The 1,119-nt window shown below is 53.9% G+C and carries 1 pseudogene; it reads left to right on the forward strand.

The annotated features are described in order from the left end of the window. Nucleotides 1-532 (forward strand): annotated as a pseudogene (locus tag AB4Z35_RS29855) (hypothetical protein); the annotation flags it as partial. Between the last annotated feature and the right edge of the window lie 587 nt (nucleotides 533-1,119).

The raw sequence follows: 1,119 nt of genomic DNA on the forward strand, positions 1-1,119 counted from the left end.
CAACGACAGGGCGAAGGACAACGACAGGGCGAAGGACAACGACAGGGCGAAGGACAACGACAGGGCGAAGGACAACGACAGGGCGAAGGACAACGACARGGCGAAGGACAACGACAGGGCGAAGGACAACGACAGGGCGAAGGACAACGACAGGGCGAARGACAACGACAGGGCGAAGGATAACGACAGGGCGAAGGACAACGACAAGGCGAAGGACAACGACGACGCGAAAGACAACGACGACGCGGATGACAATGACAACGATGCCGCACATGCAGCCAGGGACGCTGCCAGAAACGACGCAGATGCAGCCAGGGATGCTGCCAGGGCCGCTGCAGATGCAGCCAGGGATGTCGCCAAGGCAGACGCAGATGCAGCCAGAGATGCTGCCAAGGCAGCTGCAAATGCGGCCAGGAACGCAGCCAAAGTAGAGGCGAATGAAGCCAGAGAGGCTGCCAAAGTAGAGGCGAATGAAGCCAGAGAGGATGTGGCCGACGCCCCGGATGTCGACGTGGTTGAGGTACAGAACTAAGCCCGCACGTTGCGCAATGAACAGGGCAGGCATGCCCGAAGAAAGCGTCCCGGGAGCTTGAGGGATGTATCGGCTATGAGTCGCAAACCCTGAATAGTCGCGGGGTTTGCGACTTCTTTTTGAAATCTGCCACACGGTCCGAAACACTGGCGAGGATGGCAGTAGTGGGGACGGAGCTGGACGGGTGATGCTTTGTACGGACCCTGGAAGTTTTCATGGTGGCAACCCGGGGGCTTTGGTAAGGAAGAAGAATTTTCAGATGGGGGGTTGACCACGTACTTTAATGCTGTACTATTCGCCTCCCGCTAACGAGCAGCTTGATATTGTTCTTGGCTTAAGTGGTTGATTTTGTTGAAAAATCAGAAACTTTTAAGGTTGCAAGTTGAAAAGGTGTGCTGTAAGATGTGCTCCTCGGTTGAGACGAAAGATCTTAACCAGCCGCTCTTTAACAACTGAATCAAGCAATTCGTGTGGGTGCTTGTGGAGTCAGACTGCTAGTCAACAGATTATCAGCATCACAAGTTACTCCGCGAGAAATCAAAGATGTAACCAACGATTGCTGAGCCAAGTTTAGGGTTTTCTCAAAA

Origin of the sequence: Pseudomonas sp. KB_15 (assembly GCF_052114525.1) — a bacterium.
In the GTDB taxonomy this organism is placed as follows: Bacteria; Pseudomonadota; Gammaproteobacteria; order Pseudomonadales; family Pseudomonadaceae; genus Aquipseudomonas.